Source organism: Streptococcus sp. STC1396, assembly GCF_058933875.1.
The window spans coordinates 33,065-51,805 of sequence record NZ_JBZYCU010000015.1; the positions used below are offsets into that span (position 1 = coordinate 33,065).

General features: G+C 43.3%; 23 protein-coding genes and 1 other annotated feature. Of the genes, 21 read left to right on the forward strand and 2 right to left on the reverse strand.

Going from position 1 to position 18,741, the window contains the following annotated elements:
* The 12 genes from AC5FEC_RS06630 (at nucleotide 1) to AC5FEC_RS06685 (ending at nucleotide 9,158) form a co-directional block, all read left to right on the forward strand.
* Entirely contained in the window at nucleotides 1–711 is a 711-nt protein-coding gene (locus AC5FEC_RS06630; protein WP_493661690.1) for a segregation/condensation protein A, read from the forward strand.
* Nucleotides 704–1,249 (forward strand): SMC-Scp complex subunit ScpB, encoded by a 546-nt coding sequence (scpB, locus tag AC5FEC_RS06635; RefSeq protein ID WP_037614624.1) that lies wholly within the window; start codon nucleotides 704–706, stop codon nucleotides 1,247–1,249. The genes AC5FEC_RS06630 and scpB overlap by 8 nt, the downstream gene beginning before the upstream one ends.
* Before the next feature lie 133 nt (nucleotides 1,250–1,382).
* Nucleotides 1,383–2,114, forward strand: coding sequence for a pseudouridine synthase (locus tag AC5FEC_RS06640; protein ID WP_493661691.1), 732 nt, complete (start codon nucleotides 1,383–1,385; stop codon nucleotides 2,112–2,114).
* The gene (gene yidD, locus AC5FEC_RS06645) at nucleotides 2,111–2,371 is read left to right on the forward strand and encodes a membrane protein insertion efficiency factor YidD (RefSeq protein ID WP_493661692.1); all 261 of its coding nucleotides are present in this window, start codon (nucleotides 2,111–2,113) and stop codon (nucleotides 2,369–2,371) included. The genes AC5FEC_RS06640 and yidD overlap by 4 nt, the downstream gene beginning before the upstream one ends.
* 85 nt (nucleotides 2,372–2,456) lie before the next feature.
* Nucleotides 2,457–2,996 (forward strand): 16S rRNA (guanine(966)-N(2))-methyltransferase RsmD, encoded by a 540-nt coding sequence (gene rsmD, locus AC5FEC_RS06650; protein WP_493661693.1) that lies wholly within the window; start codon nucleotides 2,457–2,459, stop codon nucleotides 2,994–2,996.
* A complete protein-coding gene (gene coaD, locus AC5FEC_RS06655; RefSeq protein ID WP_493661694.1) occupies nucleotides 2,986–3,471 on the forward strand; it encodes a pantetheine-phosphate adenylyltransferase in 486 nt (161 codons plus the stop codon). The genes rsmD and coaD overlap by 11 nt, the downstream gene beginning before the upstream one ends.
* Complete coding sequence (locus AC5FEC_RS06660) at nucleotides 3,464–4,561, forward strand: SepM family pheromone-processing serine protease (RefSeq protein ID WP_425314564.1); 1,098 nt, start codon at nucleotides 3,464–3,466, stop codon at nucleotides 4,559–4,561. Before coaD ends, AC5FEC_RS06660 begins: the two co-directional genes overlap by 8 nt.
* Before the next feature lie 183 nt (nucleotides 4,562–4,744).
* Nucleotides 4,745–5,308, forward strand: coding sequence for a YutD family protein (locus AC5FEC_RS06665; protein WP_037615920.1), 564 nt, complete (start codon nucleotides 4,745–4,747; stop codon nucleotides 5,306–5,308).
* A 9-nt stretch (nucleotides 5,309–5,317) separates the two neighbouring features.
* Nucleotides 5,318–6,406, forward strand: coding sequence for a dual-specificity RNA methyltransferase RlmN (rlmN, locus tag AC5FEC_RS06670; RefSeq protein ID WP_493661695.1), 1,089 nt, complete (start codon nucleotides 5,318–5,320; stop codon nucleotides 6,404–6,406).
* Nucleotides 6,393–6,932, forward strand: coding sequence for a VanZ family protein (locus AC5FEC_RS06675; protein WP_037615925.1), 540 nt, complete (start codon nucleotides 6,393–6,395; stop codon nucleotides 6,930–6,932). The genes rlmN and AC5FEC_RS06675 overlap by 14 nt, the downstream gene beginning before the upstream one ends.
* A 96-nt stretch (nucleotides 6,933–7,028) precedes the next feature.
* Nucleotides 7,029–7,259: a binding site (T-box leader), on the forward strand.
* A gap of 61 nt (nucleotides 7,260–7,320) precedes the next feature.
* Nucleotides 7,321–8,502, forward strand: a complete 1,182-nt coding sequence (trpB, locus tag AC5FEC_RS06680; protein WP_493661696.1) for a tryptophan synthase subunit beta — start codon at nucleotides 7,321–7,323, stop codon at nucleotides 8,500–8,502.
* Between the two features lie 92 nt (nucleotides 8,503–8,594).
* Nucleotides 8,595–9,158 (forward strand): aminodeoxychorismate/anthranilate synthase component II, encoded by a 564-nt coding sequence (locus AC5FEC_RS06685; protein WP_493661697.1) that lies wholly within the window; start codon nucleotides 8,595–8,597, stop codon nucleotides 9,156–9,158.
* On the opposite strand, the gene AC5FEC_RS06690 is transcribed toward AC5FEC_RS06685, so the two are convergent.
* Entirely contained in the window at nucleotides 9,147–9,809 is a 663-nt protein-coding gene (locus AC5FEC_RS06690; protein WP_493661698.1) for a prepilin peptidase, read from the reverse strand. The genes AC5FEC_RS06685 and AC5FEC_RS06690 overlap by 12 nt on opposite strands.
* Nucleotides 9,810–9,975: 166 nt before the next feature.
* On the opposite strand from AC5FEC_RS06690, the gene AC5FEC_RS06695 reads away from it, so the two are divergent.
* From AC5FEC_RS06695 to AC5FEC_RS06710, 4 genes are all read left to right on the forward strand, one after another.
* A complete protein-coding gene (locus AC5FEC_RS06695) occupies nucleotides 9,976–10,491 on the forward strand; it encodes a Dps family protein (protein WP_037615936.1) in 516 nt (171 codons plus the stop codon).
* Nucleotides 10,492–10,719: 228 nt separating this feature from the next.
* Nucleotides 10,720–10,938, forward strand: a complete 219-nt coding sequence (locus AC5FEC_RS06700) for a YqgQ family protein (RefSeq protein WP_493661699.1) — start codon at nucleotides 10,720–10,722, stop codon at nucleotides 10,936–10,938.
* A 1-nt stretch (nucleotide 10,939) separates the two neighbouring features.
* Entirely contained in the window at nucleotides 10,940–11,320 is a 381-nt protein-coding gene (locus AC5FEC_RS06705; protein WP_304948204.1) for a rhodanese-like domain-containing protein, read from the forward strand.
* Between the two features lie 88 nt (nucleotides 11,321–11,408).
* Nucleotides 11,409–11,645, forward strand: a complete 237-nt coding sequence (locus AC5FEC_RS06710; RefSeq protein ID WP_037615944.1) for a hypothetical protein — start codon at nucleotides 11,409–11,411, stop codon at nucleotides 11,643–11,645.
* A 40-nt stretch (nucleotides 11,646–11,685) separates the two neighbouring features.
* Here the strand turns inward: AC5FEC_RS06710 and AC5FEC_RS06715 are convergent, their stop codons facing one another.
* Nucleotides 11,686–12,411, reverse strand: coding sequence for a 16S rRNA pseudouridine(516) synthase (locus tag AC5FEC_RS06715; RefSeq protein ID WP_217473070.1), 726 nt, complete (start codon nucleotides 12,409–12,411; stop codon nucleotides 11,686–11,688).
* Between the two features lie 259 nt (nucleotides 12,412–12,670).
* On the opposite strand from AC5FEC_RS06715, the gene typA reads away from it, so the two are divergent.
* The 5 genes from typA (at nucleotide 12,671) to AC5FEC_RS06740 (ending at nucleotide 18,730) form a co-directional block, all read left to right on the forward strand.
* The gene (gene typA / locus AC5FEC_RS06720) at nucleotides 12,671–14,518 is read left to right on the forward strand and encodes a translational GTPase TypA (protein ID WP_268735371.1); all 1,848 of its coding nucleotides are present in this window, start codon (nucleotides 12,671–12,673) and stop codon (nucleotides 14,516–14,518) included.
* Nucleotides 14,519–14,553: 35 nt separating this feature from the next.
* On the forward strand, nucleotides 14,554–14,832 hold the full coding sequence (locus AC5FEC_RS06725; protein ID WP_217473072.1) for a DUF3165 family protein: 279 nt from the start codon (nucleotides 14,554–14,556) through the stop codon (nucleotides 14,830–14,832).
* Nucleotides 14,833–15,115: 283 nt separating this feature from the next.
* Complete coding sequence (gene murD / locus AC5FEC_RS06730; RefSeq protein WP_493661700.1) at nucleotides 15,116–16,468, forward strand: UDP-N-acetylmuramoyl-L-alanine--D-glutamate ligase; 1,353 nt, start codon at nucleotides 15,116–15,118, stop codon at nucleotides 16,466–16,468.
* A gap of 1 nt (nucleotide 16,469) precedes the next feature.
* On the forward strand, nucleotides 16,470–17,540 hold the full coding sequence (locus tag AC5FEC_RS06735; protein WP_493661701.1) for a UDP-N-acetylglucosamine--N-acetylmuramyl-(pentapeptide) pyrophosphoryl-undecaprenol N-acetylglucosamine transferase: 1,071 nt from the start codon (nucleotides 16,470–16,472) through the stop codon (nucleotides 17,538–17,540).
* Nucleotides 17,537–18,730: a cell division protein FtsQ/DivIB gene (locus AC5FEC_RS06740; RefSeq protein ID WP_493661702.1), complete on the forward strand. Its 1,194-nt coding sequence runs from the start codon at nucleotides 17,537–17,539 to the stop codon at nucleotides 18,728–18,730. Before AC5FEC_RS06735 ends, AC5FEC_RS06740 begins: the two co-directional genes overlap by 4 nt.
* The last annotated feature ends 11 nt before the right edge of the window (nucleotides 18,731–18,741 follow it).

Genomic DNA, 18,741 nt, shown 5'->3' on the forward strand with positions numbered 1-18,741 from the left:
ATGGATATCAAGTTAAAAGATTTTGAGGGACCGCTGGACTTGTTGCTGCACCTCGTATCCAAATATCAGATGGATATTTACGATGTGCCCATTACCGAGGTCATCGAGCAATATCTGGCTTATGTGTCTACTCTGCAGGCCATGCGGCTGGAAGTGACGGGAGAATACATGGTTATGGCCAGCCAGCTCATGCTGATCAAGAGCCGCAAGCTCTTGCCCAAGGCGGTGGATCAGGTGGATCTGGAAGACGATCTGGAGCAGGATTTGCTGAGTCAGATTGAGGAATATCGGAAGTTCAAGCTGCTGGGCCAGAAAATGTCCCTTCAGCATGATGACCGGGCTCTTTATTATTCCAAGCCCAAGCTGGAGCTGGTTTATGAAGATGCTGAGCTCCTACACGACAAGTCAACCATTGATCTTTTCTTGGCTTTTTCCAAGGTGATGACCAAAAAGCAGGAGGAGTTTTCAAAGAGCCACACGACCATTGTGCGTGACGAGTATAAGATCGAGGACATGATGGAAGTAGTGCGCCAGCGCTGTCGGACTCAAAAACGCCTTGCCCTGCAGGATATTTTTGCAGAAACCAAAGACATGAATGAAGTGATTACGCTCTTTTTAGCAACCTTGGAGTTGGTCAAGGTGCAGGAAGTCCAGGTCATTCAGGAAGAAAACTTTGGAAATATTTATTTAGTAGGAAGAAAGAATGAGTAAATTAGCAGAGATTGAAGCCCTGCTTTTTGTGGCGGGGGAAGACGGTCTGAAAGTTCATCAGCTATCAGAAATCCTCTCCTTACCGCCGACTGGTGTCATCCAGAGTTTAGAAAAATTGGCGGAGAACTATCAAGCAAATCCCGACTCCAGTTTGACCTTGCTGGAAACGTCAAAGACTTATAAGTTGGTTACCAAGCCTGAATTTGCTGAGATTTTACGGGAATATTCGCGGGCACCGATTAACCAGAGCTTATCCCGAGCTGCACTGGAAACCTTGTCGATCATTGCTTACAAGCAACCCATTACAAGGGTGGAGATTGATGATATTCGTGGGGTCAATTCCAGCGGGGCGATTTCGAAGTTACTAGCCTTTGAGCTGATTCGGGAAGATGGCAAGAAGGAAGTCATTGGCCGCCCCAATCTCTATGTGACGACGGATTATTTTTTGGACTATATGGGCATCAATCATTTGGACGAATTGCCTATTGTGGATGAAGAGGAGCTCATTGCTGAGGAAAGTCAACTTTTCGGAGAGTGACAAGTTAATCCTATAAGGGACCTTTTTTGAATACTACCAAGCTTTGAGGGAGGCACTGCTTTCCCTATTTGCCATTTTTCCAGCTGTTAAAGTTGTGAAAATGGTCTTTGTATCTTGTGAAAGGACAATATCGATGAGAATCAATAAATACATTGCCCATGCGGGAATTGCCAGCCGGAGAAAGGCTGAGGAACTGATCAAGCAGGGGCTGGTGACCGTGAATGGTCAGGTGGTGCGTGAGCTAGCGACTACCATCAAGTCGGGCGACCGAGTAGAAGTGGAAGGCCAGCCCATTTACAATGAAGAAAAGGTCTACTACCTGCTCAATAAACCGCGTGGGGTGATTTCCAGCGTAACCGATGACAAGGGGCGCAAAACAGTCGTTGATTTGCTGCCTCAGGTCAAGGAGCGAATTTATCCCGTTGGCCGATTGGACTGGGATACTTCTGGTGCCTTGATTTTAACCAATGACGGTGACTTCACAGATGAAATGATTCACCCGCGAAATGAAATTGACAAGGTCTATGTGGCGCGTGTCAAGGGTGTGGCCAATAAGGAAATTCTGCGTCCGCTGACCCGCGGTCTGGTCATTGAGGGTAAGAAAACCAAGCCAGCTGTTTATGAGATTCTCAAGGTCGATCCCGTGAAGAATCGCTCAGTGGTTCAGTTGACTATCCACGAAGGGCGTAATCATCAGGTCAAGAAGATGTTTGAAGCGGTGGGGCTGCCAGTGGACAAGCTTTCACGGACTCAGTTTGGACATCTCAATTTGACTGGCCTCAAGCCGGGTGAGGCACGGCGATTGAGTAAAAAGGAAGTCAGCCAGTTGCATAACTTGGCTGTGACCAAGACTAAGAAAAAATGATTAAGAAAATATTGATAGCGCCGGTTCGATTTTACCAGCGCTTTATTTCCCCTGCTTTCCCGCCTTCCTGCCGCTTTCGGCCGACCTGTTCCAATTACATGATTGAAGCCATTGAAAAACACGGAGTCAAGGGGGTGCTGATGGGCTTAGCCAGAATTGGTCGCTGCCATCCCTTGTCCGAGGAAGGGGACGATCCAGTGCCAGACCATTTTAGTCTTCGGCGGAATGACTCTAAAACAGACTTCGAACGGAAATAGCCTTGTTTCCGTTTTTTGCTAGAGAATAAAGTCCAGCCTTAGCAATTACTATCAGCTTTTCAATATTTTTGTTATAATGTTTTTTATGAGAGTTGTTTCAGGGAAGTATGGGGGCAGGCCCCTAAAGGCATTAGATGGAAAGACAACGCGACCTACGACAGATAAGGTCAAGGGCGCGATCTTTAATATGATTGGGCCTTATTTTGATGGCGGTCGGGTGCTGGATCTGTATGCAGGCAGCGGTAGTCTGGGGATTGAGGCGGTGTCTCGTGGCATGGAGTCGGCTGTTTTAGTTGAAAAAGATCGGCGGGCACAAGCTATCGTGGCAGAAAATATTGCCATGACCAAGGAAGCAGCGCGCTTTGAGCTGCTCAAGATGGAGTCGAGTCGAGCCTTGGAGCATTTGACTGGCCAGTTTGATCTGGTTCTGCTGGATCCGCCCTATGCCAAGGAGCAGATTATTGCGGATATTGAGAAAATGGCGGAGCGCAAGCTCTTGAGTGAGGATATTATGGTTGTTTGTGAGACGGATAAGTCGGTTGATTTGCCAGAAGAAATCGCAGACTTGGGTATCTGGAAGCAAAAAATATATGGAATTTCAAAGGTGACGGTCTATGTCAGATAAAATCGGACTCTTTACAGGGTCATTTGATCCCATTACCAATGGACATGTGGATTTGATTGAGCGAGCTAGTCGGCTGTTTGATCGCTTGTATGTGGGCATCTTCTATAATCCTCACAAAGAAGGATTTTTTAACATCCATGCGAAAAAAAGAATGGTTCTAGCGGCTTTAGCGCATTTGGAAAATGTGGAAGTCATCACTTCCCATGATGAATTGGCGGTCGATGTGGTAAAAAGGCTGGGAGTGACCGCTCTTGTCCGAGGCCTACGCAATGGTCAAGACTTGGACTATGAAGCTAGTCTGCATTTTTTTAATAAGGAATTAGCACCTGATTTGGAGACCGTTTTTCTGCTGAGTCAGCCAGCCTATCAATATATCAGTTCTTCACGAATGCGGGAATTGATCGCTTTTCAGCAGGATCTTTCTGCCTATGTACCAGCAAGTGTAATCGAGGAGTTAGAGAAAAAAGATGAGTAATGAAATAACAACCCCTAAAAAGATGACGAAAGAAAATAAATACGGCTTAAAATTAGCTGGTTGTGCAGGAGTGACGACTATTCTCGTGCTCGTGCTCTTTCTTTTTTCTTTTATTGTTCCTTTGCCCTATTATATTGAGGTGCCTGGGGGAGCAGAAGACATTCGGCAGGTTCTGACTGTGGACGGCAAAGAGGATCAGGCGGCAGGTTCCTACAATTTTGTGACGGTTGGGATCCAGCATGCGACCTTTGCCCATCTGGTCTACGCTTGGCTGACGCCCTTCACCGATATTTATTCGGCTCAGGATATGACGGGGGGCTCAAGCGATGAGGAATATCTGCGGATTAATCAATTTTTTATGGAAACTTCGCAGAATATGGCAAAATATCAGGGATTGAAAGCTGCAGGTAAAGAGATCAAGCTCAACTATCTGGGTGTTTATGTCCTGCAAGTAGCCAAGGACTCTACCTTTAAGGGTATTCTGAACATTGCTGATACGGTGACAGGAGTCAATGACAAGACCTTTGAAAGCTCGGAAGAACTGGTAAAATATGTTAATTCTCAAACCTTGGGCGATACCGTCAAAGTGACCTACGAGGAAGATGGAGAAACTAAGACAGCGACGGGGAAAATCATCAAGCTGGAAAATGGCAAAAACGGGATTGGCATCAGTCTAGTTGACCGTACGGAAGTCAACAGCAGTGTTCCGATTGAATTTTCGACCGAAGGTATCGGTGGTCCTAGTGCTGGCCTTATGTTTAGCCTAGCCATTTATACTCAGCTGGCCAATCCCGACCTGCGAGACGGCCGAGTGATTGCAGGGACAGGCAGCATCGACAGAGAAGGCAAGGTCGGTGATATTGGTGGGATTGACAAAAAAGTAGTGTCTGCTGCCAAGGCTGGGTCGACCATCTTCTTTGCCCCAGATAATCCTGTCAGCGAAGAAGAAAAAAAGGCTAATCCCAAAGCTAAGACAAATTATGAAACGGCGCTTGAAGCAGCCAAGGAAATTAAAACGGACATGAAAATTGTACCAGTTAAAACCCTTCAGGACGCAATTGATTATCTAGAAAAAACCAAAAAATCTTAGTCTAGGCTAAGATTTTTGCATTTTAGGTATTGACTAGAGATTTGCTTTCTAAAAAGATTGGAAGATTTTATTAAAGCGTCTGACTTTTTACAGAAAAATCTTTTTCTAGTGAAAAAATATAAATTCCCCTTGTTTTGTGATAAAATAATATGAAGTAAGATAGATGAGTGACAAAGGATAAGTATGCGTAAAGAGATTTCACCTGAGTTGTATAATTACAATAAATTCCCTGGCCCAGAATTTAAGCAAATGGGCAGCAAGATAATTGCAGAAAAATTTGAGTTTGAATTGGTGGAGAATTATAAAGAGGCCTTTGATTTGACGGCCTTTCACCAACGCTTTTCGGAAATTCTGAATAAGTTTGACTATATTGTCGGTGACTGGGGCAATGAACAGTTGCGGCTACGTGGCTTTTATCGTGATGAGAAAGCCAAGGAGAATGCCGAGAAAATCAGCCGTTTGGAAGATTACTTGCTAGAGTACTGTAACTACGGTTGTGCCTATTTTGTGTTGGAAAATACCCAGCCAAGGCGGGCTTCCTTTGACAAAAAATCCCATCACAAGAGAAAATCTGACAGCAAGAGACATCCAGAAGTTTCCAGAGAACGTGGGTCTAAAAAAGGCAGGGACGATCAGCAAAAAAATCGTCAGAAATCACCCAAGAACAGACAACATAAACAAGGCAAACAGGCAAAACAGGCAGTAACTAACCAGTCTCAGCGCCATTTTGTCATTCGTCAAAAATAAAGGAGAAAAATGAAACCATCTATTTATAGCTTAACGCGTCAGGAAATGATTGAATGGGCGGAAGCTCAGGGAGAAAAGAAATTTCGTGCCGCCCAGATTTGGGAGTGGCTCTACCTCAAGCGTGTCCAGTCTTTTGAAGAGATGACCAATCTGTCCAAGGGCTTGATTGCCAAGTTGGATGATCAGTTTGTCGTCAATCCGCTTAAACAGCGTATTGTTCAGGAGTCAGCTGACGGTACGGTCAAGTACCTCTTTGAGCTGCCGGATGGTATGCTGATTGAGACGGTGCTCATGCGCCAGCACTATGGACTTTCTGTCTGTGTTACGACTCAGGTCGGCTGCAATATCGGTTGCACCTTCTGTGCTTCCGGCTTGATTAAAAAGCAACGCGACCTCAATAACGGTGAGATTGTTGCTCAGATTATGCTGGTTCAGAAGTATTTTGACGAGCGTGGTCAGGATGAGCGGGTCAGCCACATTGTAGTTATGGGAATCGGCGAGCCTTTTGATAACTATAAGAATGTGCTCAAATTTATTCGGACGGTCAATGATGATAAGGGTCTGGCCATTGGTGCCCGCCATATCACCGTTTCGACCTCAGGATTGGCTCACAAGATTCGTGACTTTGCTAATGAAGGTGTGCAGGTCAATCTAGCTGTATCCCTCCATGCCCCGAATAATAATCTGCGGACCAGTATCATGCGGATTAACCGGTCCTTCCCTATCGAAAAGCTTTTTGCAGCTATTGAATACTATATTGAGACGACCAACCGCCGGGTGACCTTTGAGTACATCATGCTCAATGAAGTCAATGACGGGGTAGAGCAGGCCAAGGAATTGGCTGAGCTGCTTAAGAACATTAAGAAGCTGTCTTATGTCAATCTCATTCCTTACAACCCCGTTAGCGAGCACGACCAATATACCCGTAGTCCTAAGGAGCGCGTGATGGCCTTCTATGACACCCTCAAGAAAAACGGAGTCAACTGTGTGGTTCGTCAGGAACATGGTACGGATATTGATGCAGCCTGCGGTCAGCTGCGATCTAATACCATGAAGCGTGACCGTGAGAAGGACACTATTAAGAATGTTCAAGCTTAGGAACTATCTGACTTCAGACGGTGAGTTGACAGCTCAGGGACGGAGATTACTGATAGGGGGAAGCTGGCTCTATTTCTTGATGCTTTGCATTCTGTGCTTTATTCCTCAAGTTCCAGAGCCGGGAATGGAGACGCCGGGAATCCAGTACTTTGGTCGAGTAGTGGTTCTGCTGATTCCTTTTAACTCTTTTGTCAATCTCGGAGAGATTACTTCTTGGTTGCAGTTGGTCAAGGTCTTTGTCCAAAATCTAGCCAATATCTTTCTGCTGTCGCCATTGATTTTTCAGCTCCTATGGTTATTTCCTCAGTTGCGGAGCACAAAGAGAATTGTTTGGCTCAGTTTTGCTATGAGCCTGTCCATTGAAATGACTCAGATCTTGCTGGATCTTCTCATCAATGCCAACCGAGTCTTTGAGATTGATGATCTCTGGACCAATACTTTGGGCGGTTATCTGACTTGGCGGGCTTTTCAGCTTGGTCAGAAAATCTGGAAAAATCGTCAAGATGACGCTTTCAAGAGGGATTAGCTAAGGAAATGTTCGGGTTTTATAGAATTTTTTATAAAAAATAATTCTTTTTCCGTTTTTTCTCTTGACAAAAGATTTTAGAAGCTTTATAATTTTAAACAATCATCAGAAAAGTAATAATTTTTTCTACTTTCAGGGAGCCTGTGGTTGGTGGAAACAGGCAGCGGAAGATTATGAAGTGGGCTGATGGAAAAAATGAATTTGAAACAATAAAAATTCGGTGAGCACACCTTACAGTGCGACTTGTTGTTAGACAAGGCAGAGATATGGAGGTAGTCTATACTTTTCTCCATAATTGAGGTGGCACCGCGATTTTACGCCCTCACACAGAGTTTTTCTGTGTGTGGGCTTTTGTTTTGTTCGGAAATAAAGAAAAGAGGTAAGCAAGATGACAGAAACTAAAGGATATTTTGGACAATTCGGCGGCTCCTTTGTGCCAGAGCCTATCCAAGCATTGCTGGATGAATTGGAAGTGACTTTTGAGAAGTATAAGGATGACCCAGAATTTTTAAATGAATACCGACATTATTTGGCAGATTATTCAGGACGGGAAACTCCGCTCTACTTTGCAGAAAGCCTGACTCAGCACCTGGGCGGAGCTAAGATTTATCTGAAGCGGGAAGATCTCAATCATCTGGGCTCCCATAAGCTCAATAATGTTTTGGGGCAGATTCTTTTAGCTAAGCGCATGGGTAAGACCCGAGTCATCGCTGAAACTGGAGCTGGTCAGCATGGTGTGGCAACTGCGGCAGCCGCAGCCAAGTTTGGTATGAAGTGCGATGTTTACATGGGTGCAGAGGATGTAGAACGCCAACGGCTCAATGTTTTCCGCATGGAAATGATGGGTGCGACTGTTCACGCTGTGGAAACAGGTACCAAAACCCTCAAGGACGCAGTGGATGCAGCTTTTGGAGCTTGGATGAGTGATTTGGAAGCCTTCTATGTTTTGGGTTCGGCTGTCGGACCTCACCCCTATCCGACGATTGTCCATGAATTCCAAAAGGTGATCAGTGAAGAATCTCGTCGGCAGATTTTGGATAAGGAAGGTCGCTTGCCAGACTATGTCATTGCTTGCGTAGGCGGTGGCTCCAATGCTATCGGTGCATTCTCCCAGTATGTTGCGGATGAAGAAGTTAAGTTAGTGGGAGTTGAAGCGGCTGGACGAGGACTTGATACAGATCAGCATGCAGCGACCATGAGCAAGGGAAGTGTCGGAGTAGTGGACGGTATGAAGACCTACGCTGTCTTTGCTGAAGATGGTCAGGTGGCACCGGTTTACTCCATTTCGGCAGGCTTGGACTATCCTGGAGTTGGTCCCGAACATGCTTTCTTTAAAGATTCCGGACGAGTAGAATACATGGCAGCGACAGATGATGAAGCTGTGGATGCCTTGCTTCTCTTGACACAAAAGGAAGGAATTTTGCCGGCAATCGAAAGCTCTCATGCCATTGCTGAAGCTATCAAGCGGGCTCCGCAATTGTCATCTGACCAAATCATCATTATCAATGTATCTGGTCGTGGTGATAAGGATGTGGCAGCCATTGCCGACTATCTAGAAAAACGAAAATAAAATACCCAGCAGAAGAGTAGTAACATCCCTCCTTTCAGAGAGTCTGTGGTTGCTGGGCAGACCAAATCTATGGTCGATATAGGAGATATGCAGTGATTTTACTAATTGATAATTATGATTCTTTTACCTATAATTTAGCTCAGTATATCAGCCATTTCGCGGAAGTCAGGGTTTTGCGAAATGATGATGCTAGCCTTTATCAAGTGGCAGAAGAGGCTGATGCTTTGGTTCTGTCCCCTGGACCAGGCTGGCCGGCAGATGCAGGACGAATGGAAGAACTTATCCGTGATTTTACCGGTAAGAAGCCGATTTTGGGGATTTGCTTGGGACATCAAGCCATTGCAGAAGTATTTGGTGGAAAGCTAGGATTGGCTCCAAAGGTCATGCACGGCAAGCAAAGTATTTTGCACTTTGAAGCAAGTTCTCCTCTCTATCAGGGGATTGAAGATGGTCGGCCGGTCATGCGTTACCATTCAATATTGATTGAGGAGATGCCAGAGGACTTTGAAGTGACGGCTCGGGCGGCTGATGATAACTCTATTATGGCCATTCAGCACAAGAGTCTGCCCATCTATGGTTGTCAGTACCATCCTGAGAGTATTGGTACGCCGGATGGTCTATCGTCTATCAAGAATTTCATTGACTTAGTAAAATAGCCATAACTTATAGCAAATAATCATCCCCACACCGATTAAAAGACAGGGCACAAAAGCTAACCTGTCTTTTTTCTTTTTAAAGCAGAAGCAGGCGAGGCCAGAGAAAGAGGCAATTTGGATGAGGATGAGAATTTCTGTCAGGCTGAAAATAGCTGCGCAGGAAGCTAGAAAGAGAAAGTCGCCAGCTCCGATGCGAAGATTAAAAAAGAAGGCTAGAAGTCCTAGGGCTAAAAAGAAGAGCATGAGCGGATTGGTACCCGCTGTCGTCATCAGCAAAAACTGAAAGATTAGCCAGACCAGAAGGGGATATTCTTGCTCGCGCTGATCGTAGATGGCTAAGGTCAATCCCATAGTGAGCAGTAGGAGTTGGGCTAGTGAAAGAAGCTTTAAACTCCAGCTCAGAAAGAGTAAGCCTAGAATGAGCTCAAAACCAGCATACCAGATGGGAAGGTGGATCTTGCAAAAACGACAGCAAAAGCCATTAAGAAGCTGAGAAAGGATTGGAATCAAATCCCGTGCTTTGAGTATCTGCTTGCAGTTGTCACAGTGACTGCTTGGAGAGATGATGGACTGTGCAGGGAAGCGGTCAATGACCAAGCCTAAGAATGAAGCTAAAATCGTTCCGACCAGAAAAAAGTATAGATGTATCATACTTATTTATTCGGAATTCATGCAGAATAATTCTGAAATTTTGCTGCTTTTCTAAATAAGAATATTTTCTGAGTCAAAAGACTTGACTTTCTTATTTAGAAGCATTATAATTAAAACATAATCAAAAAAGATTAGAATAATTACAAATAAAAAGAGAGGTATCATTATGACTCAAGTAAAATATGGCGCTGCAGCAGATGTAGCAACTTTCACTAACCAAAATTCTTTACCAAAAACGAAAGCAGTTCTCAATCAAGTAGTAGCAGACCTTTATACAGCTCGCATCGCTCTTCATCAAGTTCACTGGTATATGCGTGGCGCAGGCTTCATGGTATGGCATCCAAAAATGGACGAATATATGGACACGGTAGATGTGACCTTGGATGAGGTCAGCGAGCGCTTGATCACTCTGGGTGGCAAGCCTTATTCAACTCTGACAGAGTTTATCCAACACAGCAAGATTGAAGAAAAAGCTGGCGAATTCAGCAAGAATGTAGAAGAAAGCTTGGCGCGCGTGATTGAAATCTTCCGTTATCTGACAGATCTTTACCAAGAAGCGATGGATGTGACAGATGAAGAAGGCGATGATGTGACCAATGATATCTTCGTTGGTGCCAAGGCAGATCTTGAAAAGACCATCTGGATGTTGACAGCTGAAATCGGTCAAGCACCAGGTTTATAAAATGAAATTCAAAAAGAGGCAAAAAATTTGCCTTTTTTGTTTTTCTTAAGGATTATTTAAGCTTACTCCCTTATACTAATAGCATCAGATGAAGACCTCCTAACTTTGTTTGATAGAACTCCTAAACTTTTCTTTTTCATAATAATCTCCCGAAAAGGCAGCCTCCGAGGCTGTCTTTTCTGTTTTGCCATCTTGAAAACTTTAGCAAAATTTGATAAAATATAGCTCATGAAAACACTCTACGATGTGCAGCAATTTCTTAAAAATTTCGGAATCATTATTTATATGGGCAAGCGTCTTTATGATATTGAGATGATGAAAATTGAGTTGGAGCGGATTTACGACGCTGATCTGATGGATAAGCTTGACTATCTGGAGGCTGAGGCCGTCCTGCGCAGAGAGCATCAAGTAGAGTTGAAGTATCTAGAAAATAAAGGGAGAAACTAGAATGGGAATTTGGGTTTTGTGGGCAATTTTGCTGGGGATGTTGGCTTGGATGGGCTTCAATTATTTCCGTATTCGTCGTGCAGCTAAGATAGTAGATAATAGTGAGTTTGAAGGCTTGATTCGTAAGGGACAGTTGATTGACTTGCGTGATCCATCGGATTTTCACCGCAAGCATATCTTAGGTGCACGTAACATCCCGTCTCAACAGCTCAAGTCCAGTATCAATGCACTTCGCAAAGACAAACCAGTTCTTATTTATGAGAATAGCCGAGGACAGCTGGTGACCAATGCAGCGATTTACTTGAAAAAGCAAGGTTTTAATGAAATTTATATCCTATCTTACGGCCTTGATTCTTGGAATGGCAAGGTAAAGTCAAGCTGATAGAGTATAAAAAGTTATCATCGTTTGATACAAAACCTAAGTTTTATATCAAAATGAACTAATATTAATTTTAAGGAGTATTTATAAGATGCAAGAAAAGAAAAAATCCTCTCTTGTTTTAGGTATCTTGTCCATTGTTTTGGGCTTGTTGATTCCAATAGTCGGTCTTATTTTAGGTATTATTGGTCTAGGTTTGGTCAATTCACACCAAAAAGAGACTCAATTGGATTATAAAACAGAAAAAATTCTGAACATCATCGGCATTGTGATTTCTATCATCAACTGGATTGCAGGAATTATTTTGACCGTGAATGGATTAATGTAATGAATGATAATAAAAAGGCTTGTGATAAGCCTTTTTATTTTTACCAAGTTTGCTCTAAGTATTGTTTTATAATCTCTAACTCGGAAGCCCTTAGTGCCCGATATTCTCCTTCTGCTAGGTTCGGATCTAGCTGGAATTCACCAAAATGTGTGCGTTTGAGATAGGTGACCTTGACACCAACTGCCAGAAACATCTTTTTGATTTGATGAAACTTACCCTCAGAGATGGTAACCGAGGCTGTGGAGTGATTGAGGCTAGTCGTGTGAATCTCAAGCTGGGCTGGCTTGCATTGAGTTCCGTCCAGAAAGACAATGCCTTGCTGGAAAGCGGCTGTAGCTGCTTGGGTAAGAGGACCGTTGACTTCAACATAGTAGGTCTTTTTGATATGGTATTGAGGGTGCAGGAGCTGAAAACCTAGTGGCCCGTTATCCGTAATCAGGAGCAGGCCGCGTGTGTCGCGATCCAGACGGCCGACAGAGTAAAGCTGGTCGTTAAAATCTTCTGGTGCAATCAGATCCAGAACGGTTGTCTTATCTGCATCAGAGTTGGCTGTGACAGCACCGGCAGGCTTGTTCATCAGAAAATATCGGTGAGCCGGCTGGCTTAAGGAACGGCCCGCTAGACTAATGGACTGGAGTCCGCTATCGACATTTTGACTGAGGAAACGAGCAGGCTGACCGTCGATTACAATCTGCCTTAGTCGCAGTTTTTGTTTCATTTCTTTCCGGCTAACCTTAGCCTGGGCTAAGAATTTATCAAGGCGCATGAGTTTTCCTTTCAAAGGTTTGGACGTTTCGCAATTTAGAGAATGGTGAAAGGTCACAGAGCAAGAAAGCGAGGTTTTAGCGTAAATCTAATTCTCGATTTTCTTCTTTTATCATACTCTTTCAGAAGCAAAAATGCAAAAAGGACTGCAGTTTACGATTTTCTTATGAAAACATTTACACTTGGTTGGCTCGTGTTTTTTGGAAAAAACTGTGTTATAATTTTTAGTTGGAAATAAATAATAAGATTTAGAGGAAAAAATGACAAAATTTAGAGAAGATATTCGCAATATCGCTATTATCGCTCACGTTGACCACGGGAAAACAACCTTGGTCGATGAGTTGCTGAAGCAATCTCATACGCTGGATGAGCGTAAAGAGCTGCAAGAGCGGGCAATGGATTCAAACGATATCGAAAAGGAGCGCGGTATTACCATCTTGGCTAAAAATACAGCCGTGGCTTACGAAGGTACTCGTATCAATATCATGGATACACCAGGGCACGCGGACTTCGGTGGAGAAGTTGAGCGGATTATGAAGATGGTGGACGGGGTTGTTCTGGTTGTGGACGCCTACGAAGGAACCATGCCTCAGACCCGCTTTGTTTTGAAAAAAGCCTTGGAGCAAGACCTTGTCCCAATCGTAGTGGTGAATAAAATCGACAAGCCGTCTGCTCGTCCAGCAGAAGTAGTGGATGAAGTATTGGAACTCTTTATTGAGCTTGGAGCGGATGATGACCAGCTGGACTTCCCAGTGGTTTATGCTTCAGCTATCAATGGAACTTCATCTATGTCAGATGATCCAGCGGACCAAGAGCACACCATGGCACCGATTTTTGATACCATTATCAAGCATATCCCAGCTCCAGTAGACAATTCTGACGAACCTTTCCAGTTCCAAGTGTCACTCTTGGACTACAATGACTTCGTTGGTCGTATCGGTATTGGACGTGTCTTCCGCGGTTCTGTTAAAGTTGGCGACCAAGTAACCCTCTCTAAACTTGATGGTACAACTAAAAACTTCCGTGTGACGAAACTCTTTGGTTTCTTTGGTTTGGAGCGTCGTGAAATCCAAGAAGCCAAAGCGGGTGACCTGATTGCCGTTTCAGGTATGGAAGATATCTTTGTCGGTGAGACGATTACACCGACAGATGCTGTTGAAGCTCTGCCAATTCTGCATATTGATGAACCAACTCTGCAGATGACCTTCTTGGTTAACAACTCACCTTTTGCTGGTCGCGAAGGAAAATGGGTGACTTCTCGTAAGGTTGAAGAACGCCTGCAGGCTGAACTGCAAACGGACGTGTCCTTACGTGTTGAACCAACGGATTCACCAGACAAATGGATTGTTTCAGGTCGTGGTGAATTGCACTTGTCAATCCTGATCGAAACAATGCGTCGTGAAGGGTATGAGCTGCAAGTATCTCGTCCAGAAGTTATCGTGAAAGAAATCGACGGTGTCAAATGTGAGCCATTTGAGCGCGTCCAAATCGATACACCTGAAGAATATCAAGGCTCGGTCATCCAAAGCCTTTCTGAACGCAAGGGTGAAATGCTGGATATGGTGGCTACAGGAAATGGTCAGACTCGTTTGGTCTTCTTGGTTCCTGCCCGTGGTTTGATTGGTTACTCAACTGAGTTCTTATCCATGACCCGCGGTTACGGGATTATGAACCATACCTTCGACCAATACCTGCCAGTTATCCCTGGTGAAATCGGTGGCCGCCACCGCGGTGCCTTGGTATCTATTGATGCTGGTAAGGCAACGACCTACTCTATCATGTCTATCGAAGAGCGCGGAACTATCTTTGTCAACCCAGGTACTGAGGTTTACGAAGGAATGATTATTGGTGAAAACTCTCGTGAAAATGACTTGACTGTTAATATCACCAAAGCCAAGCAGATGACCAACGTTCGTTCTGCTACGAAGGACCAGACAGCAGTCATCAAGACACCGCGCATCTTGACCTTGGAAGAATCTTTGGAATTCTTGAATGACGACGAATACATGGAAGTAACACCAGAATCTATTCGTCTGCGCAAGCAAATTTTGAACAAACAAGAACGCGAAAAAGCTAATAAAAATAAGAAAAAACAAGCGGCAGAATAAGCAATCTAAGCTATCTGGCGGCAGAAAGGAGTAGCATGGTTTACTTTATCATTGGAATTTTGATCCTGCTTTTCTATGTATTTGCCGTTCCGGCTAGTATTAAAGGAACGCTGAATATCTTGACAATTGTGCTTTTGCTGGTTGCCTTGATTATCTTATTTGCCTTAGGACTCTTTCAGATTTTTAAATTGCCTTCAGAATTTTTTGTAGGACTCTTCCTGATGATTCTGACTGTGTGGGCGCTGAGAGATATTGAGCGCTTAAAGTCTAAAGTCAGACGGCGAGATTTCGTGGACGAAAATCATTATGAATAGAATAACTGCCCAGCTTTGATGAGTTGGGCAGTTTTCATTTCCAGCACTTTGACAAGCTGTCTAAAGCGTACTGATATGTGTCACAGTGTTCTTATTGGAATAATGAGTTATTGTGAGATAAATCAAAAATTTGGCTGTCAATATCACAATTATTGACTAAAGCGGCAATGCTTTGTTACAAAAGTTAAATCTTCTTAACAGCTAAAAATAAAAAACTGTTTCGGCTTTTTTATTTTCGCAAAAAAAGGTAAAATAGAATGAAGTATGAATGAAGAGGTCTATGATGAAAAATATTTCAAAATTTGCCAATAAGAAAGTCTTGGTGTTGGGTTTGGCCAAATCTGGGGAGTCAGCTGCTCGTCTTTTAGATAAACTGGGGGCGATTGTGACGGTCAATGATGGGAAACCCTTTGAGGAAAATCCAGCAGCCCAATCTTTGCTCGAAGAAGGAATTAAGGTCGTGACAGGTGGTCATCCTTTGGAACTGCTGGATGAAGATTTTGAGTGGATGGTAAAAAATCCAGGCATTCCTTACAATAATCCTATGGTCATAAGAGCTTTGGAAAAGAAGATTCCCGTTATTACCGAAGTGGAGCTGGCTTATCTGATTTCAGATGCGCCGATTATCGGGATTACTGGCTCAAATGGAAAAACCACCACCACGACCATGATTGCGGAAGTGCTAACAGCAGGCGGACAAAATGGTCTTTTATCAGGAAATATCGGATTTCCAGCTAGTCAAGTCGCCCAAGATGCGAGTGAGACAGATACTCTGGTGATGGAACTTTCTTCCTTCCAATTAATGGGAATCGAAGCTTTCCATCCGGAAATAGCGGTGATTACAAATCTGATGCCGACACATCTTGACTATCACGGCTCTTTTGAAGATTATGTGGCAGCCAAGTGGAATATCCAAAAAAATATGACCGCTTCTGACTACATCGTGTTGAATTTCAATCAAGATTTGGCTAAAGAATTGGCTAAGAAAACGGCAGCCCAGGTGATTCCTTTTTCAACCCAAGAAAAGGTCGATGGAGCCTACTTGGACGGCGATGTGCTGACTTTCCGTGGGGAAGCCATTATGAAAGCTTCTGAACTAGGCGTGCCTGGTAGCCACAATGTAGAAAATGCTCTAGCAACCATTGCTGTCGCCAAACTCCGTGGGATTGATAATCAAGTTATTAAAGAAACCTTGGCTCATTTTGGCGGTGTCAAGCATCGTCTCCAGTATGTGGGTGATATCAATCAAATCAAATTTTACAACGACAGCAAATCGACCAATATTTTAGCGACCCAAAAAGCTTTATCAGGTTTTGACAATAGCAAGGTTATTTTGATTGCTGGTGGTCTTGATCGTGGCAATGAATTTGATGAATTGGTGCCAGATATCAAGGGCTTGAAAAAGATGGTGATTTTAGGAGAATCAGCTACGCGTGTTAAGCGGGCTGCGGATCAGGCAGAAGTAAGCTATCTGGACGCTTCAGATGTCAGAGACGCTACTCGCAAAGCCTTTTCTGTGGCGGAGCCTGGGGATGTTGTCCTTCTCAGTCCAGCCAATGCCAGCTGGGATATGTATAAGAATTTTGAAGTGCGGGGCGATGAATTCCTTGCAGTGATTAAAGAATTAAAGGGATAAAATGAAAAAAATAGTATTTACAGGCGGAGGGACAGTTGGCCATGTGACCCTCAATCTTTTGCTGATGCCTAAATTTATCGAAGAGGGCTGGGAAGTCCATTATATCGGTGACCGCCATGGGATTGAGTACAAGGAAATTCAGAAATCAGGTTTACCTGTTGTTTTCCATTCGATTGCAACTGGCAAGCTCCGTCGCTATTTTTCTTGGCAGAATCTTTGGGATGTTTTCAAAGTGGCAGGTGGGATTCTCCAGTCGCTGGGCATCATGTTGAGAGTACGTCCAAAAGCTCTGTTTTCAAAAGGAGGCTTTGTGTCTGTTCCGCCGGTGATTGCGGCGAAGGTGACGGGCGTTCCAGTCTTCATTCATGAGTCTGATTTGTCGCTTGGCTTGGCTAATAAAATCGGTTATAAATGTGCAAAAAAAATGTACTCAACTTTTGATCAAGAGCATTCTTTGACAAAAATTGAACATGTAGGGGCTGTGACAAAAGTTCGGGGAACAAAAACCGAGGAGCCGAGAGAACTGATCGATATTCGTCGGCATTTCAATGAGAACCTACCAACGATCCTTTTTATTGGCGGATCGGCTGGTGCTAAAGCTTTCAATAATTTTGTAGACAAAAACAAAGATTATTTGCTTACTAAGTACAATCTCATCAATCTAACGGGAGATAGTCGCTTAGATGAACTTTCTACTGGTTTATATCGTGTTTCTTATGTGACGGATTTATATCAACCACTGATGGATTTGGCAGACGTAGTGGTGACACGAGGAGGTTCAAATACTATTTTTGAGTTGCTTGCTATGAAGAAGCTACAGGTCATTGTACCTTTAGGACTTGGGGCAAGCAGAGGCGATCAGATTGAAAATGCCGACTATTTCGTAAAGAAAGGCTACGCAATGAAGATAAATGAAGAAAACCTAAATAGGGTAAATCTTCAAGTAGCTGTTAATGACTTGTTGAGAGAAAAAGAACATTATTATCAAAGAATGGAAAACTCTCATGAAATCAAGTCTGTAGATGAATTTTATGCAATTTTGAAAAATGACATCAACAAAGGGAAAAAATGACAAAACGGAAACAAGATGATCAGCAAGAAGCTAGAAAAAGTCTTTCTGAATGGCAAAGAAGAAATAAGGAATATCTTGAAAAGAAGGCTCAAGAAGAAGCAGAAAGACAGAAGCAATTAGAGCAAGAACAAGCTTTAGCTGAAGAAAAAGATCAACAAAATGAATCGGATATTACTGATGATTCTGAGGATCAAGAAATCGAAAATGACGCTGCAGATGAAACTTCTGATCTGGATGAGAAAGCAGATGCTGCAGGTGAAGAAAACGATGAATTTGAGTTAGATGAAGGGGAAGAACTTAGCAAAAAAGAGCTCAAAAGATTGGCCAAACTTGAAAGAGACGCTAATCGCATTCCGATAGAGAAAATCCATCTTTATCGTGCCTTGCCAGTTCTAATCATCAACGGGCTACTGATTTTGCTTTCTCTTTACTTTTTGACTCCTCTGGCAAATATAAAAACGATTCAATTTTCTGGTAATCAAATAGTCAGTCAGGAAGAATTGCTGAAAAATAGTAAGATTGATGACAGGGATTACACTCTGACAACTTTTATCAATCAAAAGAACTATGCACGCAATATGAAATTCTCCAACCCTTGGATTGATACGGTAGATATGACCTATCAGTTTCCTTTTACCTTCAATGTGAAAGTAAAAGAATATGGGGTTCTAGGATATTTGCACGAAAATGAAAACTACTATCCTATTTTGACTAGTGGAGAGGTTATCAAGGACGCAGTTGCTCCTGAGTCCTTGCCTGCTTCCTACATCTCTGTGGAATTTTCTGATCGACAGCTGATTAAATCGCTCGTCAGTCAGTTGGAAAAAGTACCAGATTCTGTAAAAAACAATATCCGAACAGTTCAAATAACCCCAAGTAAGGTGACGCAGGACTTAGCTACTTTGACAATGGGAGACGAACATCAAGTTCTGGTTCCTATTTCACAAATTGCAAGAAAACTCCCCTACTACGAAGGGATTCAGCCTCAGCTAGAATTTCCAAGCGTGGTAGATATGGAAGCTGGTATCTTTAGTTATCTGCAAGGCGCTCAGAATGAAGAATCTTCTGCTGAGCCAGAAGAGAAAGCAGAAGTAAAAAAAGATGAAAAAATAGAGGAAGTGGCTCCAGAGGACGAAAATTCTGAAATTCAAAATCAAACAGAAAATAATGAGAATGCTGAAAATAACTAATTATGTTGAGA